At 72.7% G+C, this 9,093-nt stretch carries 6 protein-coding genes; 5 read left to right on the forward strand and 1 reads right to left on the reverse strand.

From position 1 onward, the window contains the following. The coding region (locus tag RH94_RS22990) for a YwqJ-related putative deaminase (protein WP_073949496.1) at nucleotides 1-387 on the reverse strand (387 nt) is incomplete at its 3' end. A gap of 325 nt (nucleotides 388-712) precedes the next feature. Here RH94_RS22990 and RH94_RS22995 point away from each other — a divergent pair. From RH94_RS22995 to RH94_RS23015, 5 genes are all read left to right on the forward strand, one after another. After that, complete coding sequence (locus RH94_RS22995) at nucleotides 713-1,741, forward strand: SMI1/KNR4 family protein (protein ID WP_073949498.1); 1,029 nt, start codon at nucleotides 713-715, stop codon at nucleotides 1,739-1,741. Nucleotides 1,742-1,749: 8 nt separating this feature from the next. Then, nucleotides 1,750-4,125, forward strand: coding sequence for an SUKH-4 family immunity protein (locus RH94_RS23000; protein WP_073949500.1), 2,376 nt, complete (start codon nucleotides 1,750-1,752; stop codon nucleotides 4,123-4,125). A 238-nt stretch (nucleotides 4,126-4,363) separates the two neighbouring features. Further along, nucleotides 4,364-5,230, forward strand: coding sequence for a cellulose-binding protein (locus tag RH94_RS23005; protein ID WP_073949502.1), 867 nt, complete (start codon nucleotides 4,364-4,366; stop codon nucleotides 5,228-5,230). Nucleotides 5,231-5,685: 455 nt separating this feature from the next. Then, complete coding sequence (locus tag RH94_RS23010) at nucleotides 5,686-6,474, forward strand: ABC transporter ATP-binding protein (protein ID WP_073949504.1); 789 nt, start codon at nucleotides 5,686-5,688, stop codon at nucleotides 6,472-6,474. Then, on the forward strand, nucleotides 6,471-9,050 hold the full coding sequence (locus RH94_RS23015; protein WP_073949505.1) for an ABC transporter permease: 2,580 nt from the start codon (nucleotides 6,471-6,473) through the stop codon (nucleotides 9,048-9,050). Before RH94_RS23010 ends, RH94_RS23015 begins: the two co-directional genes overlap by 4 nt. Nucleotides 9,051-9,093: the final 43 nt, after the last annotated feature.

Consider the following 9,093-nt stretch of genomic DNA (forward strand, 5'->3'; position numbering starts at 1 on the left):
GAGTTTGGCGTGTTTGAGGGTTTTGCGGGCTTCGCCGTTGGTCATGGGTTTGCGGGCGGCGCGTTTGCTGCGGGCGGCGTCGGCGGTGGTGATGTGCCGGGAGATGAGGATGGTTTCGGCGCAGCGGCCGGTGAAGCGGTCGCGTTGGGCGCTGGTGAGGGTGTCGAGGAAGTCCTGGACGAGGGGGTGGAGGGAGGGGGGTTCCTCGCCGCGGGCGGCGGTGCCGGTGAGGGTGGCGCCGCGGACGGAGAGGGCGGCGGCGATGGTGGGGAGTATGCCGTCGCGGCGGTGGTGGAGGGTGGGCGCGTGGGGGGTTTCGCTGGCGCTCCAGCCGATTCTGGGGTCGCCGGAGGCGTTTGTCTGCGGGCCCGTCTGCGTCGCGCTCATGATCGTTTCTTCCTCCTGTGCATCCCCCCCGAGGGTCACAGAGTGCCAAATGGCGTTGCCGCTGCGGTAGCTGGGGCGGTGTGACACGCCCGGGCGAGGGCGTTGCGTCACGGTGGGGTGACGGCTGGTCACGTCCGGGGGGCGGTGGTGGCGTGGGGGTGGGGTGGAGGCCCGGTGACCGGTGTCGTCGTAGCGCATAGGCTGTCGGCACGCCGCGATGCGCGCGGTCGACGCGTTGGAGAGAAGTAGGGATACGGGTCTTGGCGGGCCGGGGTTGGAAGCTGGTCGCCGTGGGTCGTACAGAGTGCCTCAGGGGGCAACCGCCATGACGACAGGTCGGCTCGGGCTGGGGGTTCCACCCGGCCGCCAGGCTGGGGGAGGGGCCGTGCCGCCGAACGCGGCCTATGCCGGGCAGGTCGTGCATTTCCCGGATCCGGTCCGGGCGGCTCGTCACCCGAGAGGGGTGCGGGTGGACGAGCGCGGGTTTCCCGACTTCTCGCCGTATGCGCGGGCGGCGGTGGAGATCGCGGAGCCGCCTGTGGGGTTCGGGGTCGACGAGTTGCGGTTGACGGACTATGTGTCGGCGAACGCGGCGTTGGCGGCTTCGGGGCACGAGTTGTGGGACACGGTGCCGAGTGTGGCGACTCCGCACGGGTGGACGTGGCATCACGTGGCGGGTGGCCGGCGTCTGGAGTTGGTGCCGGTGGAGGTGAAGGCGCTGTTGCGTCATCACGGTGGGATCGCGACTGCGAACGTCGATCAGGCCAAGCGGGGTACGCGTCCGTTGCAGGAGACGCGGCCGGCGCACTTCGGGTTGCCGAAGTCGGGTGTGGCGGTGTCGGAGCAGCAGGTGCTGGGGGTCGAGGAGGATCTGGGGTTCCGGCTGCCGGGTGCGTACCGGTCGTTCCTGAAGGCGGCGGGTGGTTGTGCGCCGGTGGGGACGGCGTTGGACGCGGGGTTGGGGTTGCTGGTCGACCAGCCGTTCTTCACGGTGCGGGAGGAGGCGGCGGTCAATGACCTGGTGTATGTCAACAAGTGTCTGCGGGATCACCTGACGAAGGACTATCTGGGTGTCGGTTTCGTGCAGGGCGGGCTGCTCGCGGTGAAGGTGAGGGGCGAGCGGGCCGGTTCGGTGTGGTTCTGCGCGTACGACGATGTGCGGGACGTGGATCCGTCGTGGTCGCAGGCGGAGCGGGTGGAGCGGTTGCTGTTGCCGTGCGGTGAGGACTTCGACGCGTTCCTGTGCCGGCTGGCGGGTTCTCCGCCGGAGTTGGAGACGGTGGCGAATCTGATGGTGGACGGTGGTTTCGCGCGGGTGGCGGCCGTGTCCTCCGGGTCGTCGGTGGGGGAGTGAGCCGGGCGATGGTGACGTTCGCGCAGGCGCAGGAGCGCGCGGAGGAGTGGGTCAACGGGGATGTGCCGGCGTACCAGCACCGTGAGGTGCGGGTGCGGGAGTTCGAGCTGGGTTTCGTGGTGTGGGCGGAGGACCGTGAGGGCGGTCCGCGGCTGGACGGCGGTGCGCAGCGGCTGGTGATCGCCCGGGACAGCGGGGAGGCCACGTTGTGGCCCGGTCTGCCGGTGGGTGAGGTGATCCGCCGGTACGAGGAGGAGTACGGCCGTACGGTGCAGGTGGCGGACGCGGTTCCGGCGCCGGCGGCCCGGGTGGATCTGAATCAGACGTCGTTCCTGTTGAGTCCGCCCGAGTGGTTGCAGGAGGCGGCGGACAAGCTGGGGATTCCGGACCGGCGGGGCGGGTCGGGGGCGACGGGGGGCGGTGCGCTTCCGCAGACGCAGGCCGGGGTGCCGGTGGGCGGTTCGGCGGGCGTGGGTGTGCCGGGTGCGTCCGGTGCGCCGGGTGTGCCTGCCGGGGCGACTCCGTGGGCGGGGACGGACACCAACGCGGATGCGGGGGACGACCGTTCCGTGCCGTTGCCGGACACGGTGTACTCGCCGTCGCTGAGCGAGACCGACGACGCTCCGCCGCCTGCTGCCGTGCCGGATGCCAAGACGGCGCTGATCGCGGGTGGCAGCGGGCTTCCGCGGACGGCGCCGGTACCGGCGGTCGACGAGCCCGAGGGGGCGGGCGGGGGCGGTGTTCCGGCCGGTGCGGGTGTGTCTGGTGTCCCGGGGGGCGGCACGCCGCCGTCCGGGACGCCGGGTGCGCCGCCCGGTCCGGGTGCGCCGCCGGCGCCCGGCGCGGGTGACATCGCCGACGCGGTGACGAGCAAGGCGCCGCCTCCGCCGCGCCGTGGGCGGGGTGGTTCGGCCACGCCTCCGCCGCCGAGTGCTCCGCCGCCTCCGCCGGGTGCGCCGGGTGCCGCGGGCGGTTACGTGCCGACCCAGCTCGTGTCGTCGCTCGGCCCCGAGGGTGCCGGCGGTCCGGGCGCGCCCCGGCCGCCGGGGGTGCCGAACGCGCCGGGTGGTACGCCTCCGGGTGGTGTCCACCACGCGGCGACGATGCTCGCGGATCCGGGACGGCCCGGCGGGGGGACTCCGCCTCCGCCGGCTCCGCCCGGTGCGCCTCCGAGTGTTCCGGGTGTTCCGGGGGCGCCGGGCGCGCCCCGGCCGCCGGGTGTCCCGGGCGCCGCGCACCACGCGGACACGATGCTGGCCGCGCCTCCGCCGGGCGGCCCCGGTGTGCCTCCGCCGCCTCCGGGTGCTCCCGGTGTGCCTCCGGGTGCCCCGCAGCCGGTGCCGCCGGGCGCGGTGCCGCCGCCCGTGCCCGGTCAGCAGCCTCCGGCCTACGGCTACCCCCAGCAGGGGCAGCCGACGGTCGGGCCCGGCTATCAGGCCGTGCTGCGCTACCGCGCGCAGGACGGTTCCGAGCAGCAGCTGATCCGGCGTTCCGCGCCGGGTACGCCGCACCCGGAGTGGCAGATCTTCCACGAGCTGCGGGCCATGAACGTGCCGCCGGGTCAGGTCCTGGAACTGCACACGGAGTTGGAGTCGTGCCAGCTGCCGGGTGCGTACTGCGCGCGGATGATCCGTGAGCAGTGGCCGCAGGCGCGCATCACGTCGATCGCGCCGTATGGCACCGATCACGCGAGCCGTCGGCAGGGGATGCAGGAACTCCTCGCGCACCAGGGCGAGTTGCATCAGGTGGCGGATGGTCCGGCCCGTCCGGGTCCGGTCCGTGCGCCGCTGCCGCCGGTGCAGGCGGCGCCGCCGGTTCCGCCGGAGGCCGTCGCCCAGGAGCTGGGCGCGGCCTTCGGGCCGGGCGTCTTCCGGTTCGAGCAGGCGGCGGTCTCCCGGCAGGGTGTTCCGCCGGTCGTGGCGCACACCTTGGTGGTGGCGGGGCTGCCGGTCGACATGGGGCCGTTCTTCTGGGCGCAGGCCCAGCCGGGGCGTCCGGTGCCGACGCTGGCGGAGCTTGCGGCCGAGCGCGGGGTGCGGCCGGCGCCGGACGCGGGCTCGTACCTCGTCGTGGGCAGTGACTTCGGCAAGGCGGTCTGTGTGCAGTACGGCACGGCGAACATCGTGGCGGTGCCGGTGGAGGCGGGGCCGGGCGGTGGGGCCGTGCCGCCGCAGTTCGTGAACACGGGGCTGCCGGAGTTCGCGCGCTGTCTGGCGCTGCTCGGGCGGATGTGGCGGCTGCGCTTCGGTCTGAACCAGGAGCAGGCGGGCCGCTGGACCGTCGACTTCCAGGCGCAGTTGGCGGCTTTGGACCCGGCGGCGCTGGGTTCGCCCGAGAGCTGGTGGTCGGTGCTGCTGGAGCAGATGTGGGACGGGTTGCTGTGAGGCGTCCCGGCTGAGGGCCGCATGTGGTTGCGGGCAGGGCCGGGCCCGGTCGTGGACGACCGGGCCCGGCCCTTTTGTGTCCGGTGTCCTCCGGGTGCCGACCGGCTTCCGTGTCCGGAGTGTCGCGTTATGAACAATCACGCTCAATACATCAAGATATGCGCGAAATCATCATGTCGTATTCCGTTCGTACCGTTCGGTGGTGTTCCGGCGGTGTTCCGGCGGAGAGGGGTCCAGGATGAGCAGCGCACCGGGGTCGCGGCACGGCTTCGTGGTCGTACGGGGGCGTGGCTACCGCCCCGCCCAGGTGGACACGTACCTGGCTGCCCTCTCCGACGACCGGGACGCCGCGTGGGAGCGCGCGGCGCGGCTGACCGTCCTCGCCCGGGAGATGGAGGCGGAGCTGGTCCGGCTGCGTGAGGCGGTGGCGGGGCTGGGCCCCCAGACGTACGAGGGTCTCGGTGAGCGTGCCGGGCGGCTCTTCGAGCTGGCCCAGGAGGAGGCGCAGGCGGTGCGCAAGGGCGCGCGGCGGGTGGCGCAGCGCATGGTGGAGACGGCGCGGGCCGATGCGGAGGGCGTGCTCGCGTCCGCCCGGGCGCAGGCCGACGCCGTGCGGGCCCGGGCCGACGAGCAGGCCGAGCGGCGCCTCCTCGCGGCGCGTACGGAGGCCGAGGAGTTGCGGGTCACGGTGCGGCGGGAGGCGAAGGAGTGCCGTGGCGAGGCGCTGGCCGCGCTGCGGGAGGCGCGGCAGGGCGCTTCCGGGATGCTCGCCGCGCAGGCCAGGGAGCACGCCGAGCGGTGGGCGGAGGCGGAGCGCGCGGAGGCCGAGCGGGAGGCGGCCCTCGACGCGGAGCACGCCGCCCGGGCGGCGGCCGCCGAGGCGGCCCTGTCGGAGGCGGTGCGGGCGCTCGTCGAGGCCGAGCAGGCGGCGCGGCGGGGGCAGCAGGAGGCGCGGGTCCGGGCGGCGGGGGTGCTGACCGAGGCCCGGCTGCGGGACGAGTGGATCGCCGGGGAGGCGGAGCGGGTGCTGCGCGAGCGCGACGGGGCGCGGGACGGCGTGCGGGCGCGGAGGGACCCGGTGCGCAGCGGTACGACGGGACGCTGACCGGGCGGGACCCTGACCGGCGGACGAGGGGGGTCGGACCTCGGGTGGATGCCGGGGCGGGTCGTGTGCGGCGGTGGTGTGCGCGGGTGGGGGCGGTCGCGCTTGACCCTCACCCGGCGTGAGGGTGGATGCTCGGTGGGCCGACGGGGGGAGGCGACCCTGAGACGGGGTCCTCCCGTCGGTGGAGGACCCCTAGGGGGAGCTCCGTACTCGGGGTCGGGGAGGGTTCGTACCGGCGGAGGACGTGAGGGGACGGGGGTCGTCCTTAGTCTGGCTTTACGCCGCAGGGGGGCGGTGCGCCGCACCGACAGGGGTGGGGTTTTCCCCAGCGAAAGACTGCGCTGAGCACCAGCGCGTCGGGGGGACTTCACCGAGCAGACTCGACGGCGTACCGATTCGCCGGCCATCCATCTGTTCCGACGTGGCCCACCATTGACCGACTTAGGAGACTTGACGTGACATCGGCTGTGACCATTCCCAGGCACGGGGGTACTGGAGGGACTACGGCCGTTGCCGCGCGGGCGCGGCAGGTCGTGAAGGCCTACGGGGCCGGAGAGACCCGTGTCGTCGCCCTCGACCACGTCGACGTGGACATATCCCGCGGCCGGTTCACCGCGATCATGGGCCCCTCGGGGTCCGGCAAGTCCACGCTGATGCACTGCCTCGCCGGTCTCGACACCGTGACGAGCGGCCAGATCTTCCTGGACGAGACCGAGATCACCGGTCTGAAGGACAAGAAGCTCACGCAGTTGCGCCGGGACCGGATCGGTTTCATCTTCCAGGCGTTCAATCTGCTGCCCACGCTGAACGCGATCGAGAACATCACCCTGCCCATGGACATAGCCGGCCGGAAGCCGGACCAGGCGTGGCTGGACCGGGTGGTGGAGACCGTGGGTCTGGCCGGCCGGCTGAAGCACCGGCCCAACCAGCTCTCCGGCGGCCAGCAGCAGCGCGTCGCCGTGGCCCGCGCCCTGGCCGCCCGGCCCGAGATCATCTTCGGTGACGAGCCGACCGGGAACCTGGACTCCCGCGCGGGCGCCGAGGTGCTGGGCTTCCTGCGCCAGTCGGTGGACGAGCTGGGCCAGACGATCGTGATGGTCACCCACGACCCGGTGGCCGCCTCCTACGCCGACCGCGTGCTGTACCTGGCCGACGGCCGGATCGTCGACGAGATGCACAAGCCGACGGCCGATCAGGTCCTGGACCGCATGAAGGACTTCGACGCCCGGGGGCGCACGTCATGACCGTCCTGAAGACCTCCCTGCGCAACTTCTTCGCGCACAAGGGCCGCATGGCGCTGTCGGCCGTCGCCGTGCTGCTGTCGGTGGCGTTCGTCTGCGGGACGCTGGTGTTCACCGACACCATGAACACCACGTTCGACAAGCTGTTCCAGGCGACGGCGTCGGACGTGACGGTCAGCGCCAAGGGCTCGTCCGACACCGGTGAGACCACTTCCCGCACCGGCAGGCCGCCGGTCATGCCGGCCTCCGTGCTCGGCGAGGTGCGCGGGGCCGAGGGCGTGCGGGCGGCCGAGGGGGCGGTGTTCTCCACCTCGGTGACCGTCGTCGACGCCGACAAGGACAAGCTGTCGCCCAGCAGCGGTGCGCCGACCATCGTCGGCAACTGGACCGACAACGACGCCCGCACCATGAAGATCACCTCCGGTGCGGCGCCCAAGGGCCCGGACCAGGTCATGGTCGACGCCGACACCGCCGGCAAGCACCACCTGGGGCTGGGCGACGGGATCGGTGTGATCACCGCGTTCGGCACCCACCACGCGCGCGTGTCCGGCATCGCCGCCTTCACCGTCACCAACCCCGGCGCGGCGATCTTCTACCTGGACACGAAGACCGCCCAGCGGACCCTGGTCGGCCGGACCGGCGTCTACACGAACGTCAACGTCACGGCCGCCGAGGGCGTCACCGACGAGCAGCTGAAGAAGAACGTGGCCACCGCGCTCGGCGGCGGCTACAAGGTGCAGACCGCCAAGGAGGTCGCCGACGCCAACCAGAAGGGCATCGAGAGCTTCCTGAACGTGATGAAGTACGGGATGCTCGGCTTCGCCGGGATCGCCTTCCTGGTCGGCATCTTCCTGATCATCAACACCTTCTCGATGCTGGTCGCCCAGCGCACCCGGGAGATCGGCCTGATGCGGGCCATCGGCTCCTCCCGCAGCCAGGTCAACCGGTCCGTGCTGGTCGAGGCGCTGCTGCTGGGCCTGGTCGGGTCCGTGCTCGGCGTCGGGGCGGGGGTCGGCATCGCGGTCGGCCTGATGAAGCTCATGGGCGCGATGGGCATGCACCTGTCCACCGACGACCTGACGGTCGCCTGGACCACCCCCGTGATCGGCCTGGTCCTCGGTGTGGTCGTCACCGTCCTCGCCGCCTACCTGCCCGCCCGGCGGGCCGGCAAGGTCTCCCCGATGGCCGCCCTGCGCGACGCGGGGGCCCCGGCCGACGCCAGGGCCGGGATCGTACGGGCCGTGCTCGGCCTGGTCCTCACCGGCGCCGGCGGCGCGAGCCTGTACGTCGCCGCCGGCGCCGACCAGGCCAAGGAGGGCTCGGCGTGGCTGGGCCTGGGCGTGGTGCTCACCCTGATCGGCCTCGTCGTCATCGGCCCGCTGCTCGTGGGCGGTCTGGTCCGCGTCCTCAGCGCGGTCCTGCTGCGGGCCTTCGGCCCGGTCGGGCGGATGGCCGAGCGCAACGCGCTGCGCAACCCGCGCCGCACCGGCGCCACCGGCGCCGCGCTGATGATCGGCCTGGCCCTGGTGGCCTGCCTGTCGGTGGTCGGCTCCTCCATGGTCGCCTCCGCCACCGACCAGCTCGACAAGACCGTCGGCACGGACTTCATCATCCAGAGCGACAACGGCGAGGTCATCACCCCGCAGGCGGTGAAGGCCGTGAAGGACACCCCGGGGCTGGAGCGGATCACCGAGTACAAGCTCGTGGACGCCTCCCTGACCACCCCGGACGGCCGTACCTCCAAGAAACAGATGATCAACGCGGCCGACCCGACCTACGCGCAGGACCTGCACACCAAGACGGTCGCCGGCACGCTCGCCGACGCCTACAAGCGCGACTCGATGTCCGTCCCCGAGGGCTTCGCGAAGAAGCACGGGATCAAGCCGGGCTCCACGGTCGAGGTCGCGTTCAGGGACGGCGCGACGGCGAAGCTCACGGTCCGCGCGATCACCAGCGACGACGCCGTGATCGACAAGGGGGCGATGTACGCCTCGATCGCCACGGTCGCCAGGTACGTGCCCGCCGACCGGATGCCGCTGGACCTGCTGCTCTTCGCCAGTGCCGAGGACGGGCAGGAGGCCGCCGCCTACCAGGCGCTCAAGTCCGCGCTGCACGACTACCCGCAGTACACCGTGCGCGACCAGACCGACTACAAGGAGGAGCTGCAGAACCAGGTCGGCCAGCTGCTGAACATGGTCTACGGCCTGCTCGCCCTGGCGATCATCGTCGCCGTCCTGGGCGTGGTGAACACCCTGGCCCTGTCGGTGGTCGAGCGGACGCGCGAGATCGGCCTGATGCGGGCGATCGGCCTCTCGCGCCGCCAGCTGCGCCGCATGATCCGCCTGGAGTCCGTGGTGATCGCCCTGTTCGGCGCGCTGCTGGGCCTGGGGCTGGGCATGGGCTGGGGCGCGACCGCCCAGAAGCTCCTCGCCCTGGAGGGCCTGAACGTGCTGGAGATCCCTTGGGGCACGATCGCCGGCGTCTTCGTCGGCTCGGCGTTCGTGGGCCTGTTCGCCGCCCTGGTCCCGGCGTTCCGGGCGGGCCGGATGAACGTACTGAACGCGATCGCGACGGACTGATCCCGGGGCGCGGCCCGGGGACGGGAGGGCGGGGGCGGCGGGG

This window comes from Streptomyces kebangsaanensis, assembly GCF_001906585.1.
GTDB lineage: Bacteria > Actinomycetota > Actinomycetes > Streptomycetales > Streptomycetaceae > Streptomyces > Streptomyces kebangsaanensis.

Bases quoted from the DNA above. Each gene is read 5' to 3' on its own strand.
- RH94_RS22995 (WP_073949498.1), top strand. From the start codon at position 713: ATGACGACAGGTCGGCTCGGGCTGGGGGTTCCACCCGGCCGCCAGGCT.
- RH94_RS23005 (WP_073949502.1), top strand. From the start codon at position 4,364: ATGAGCAGCGCACCGGGGTCGCGGCACGGCTTCGTGGTCGTACGGGGG.
- RH94_RS23000 (WP_073949500.1), top strand. From the start codon at position 1,750: ATGGTGACGTTCGCGCAGGCGCAGGAGCGCGCGGAGGAGTGGGTCAAC.
- RH94_RS23015 (WP_073949505.1), top strand. From the start codon at position 6,471: ATGACCGTCCTGAAGACCTCCCTGCGCAACTTCTTCGCGCACAAGGGC.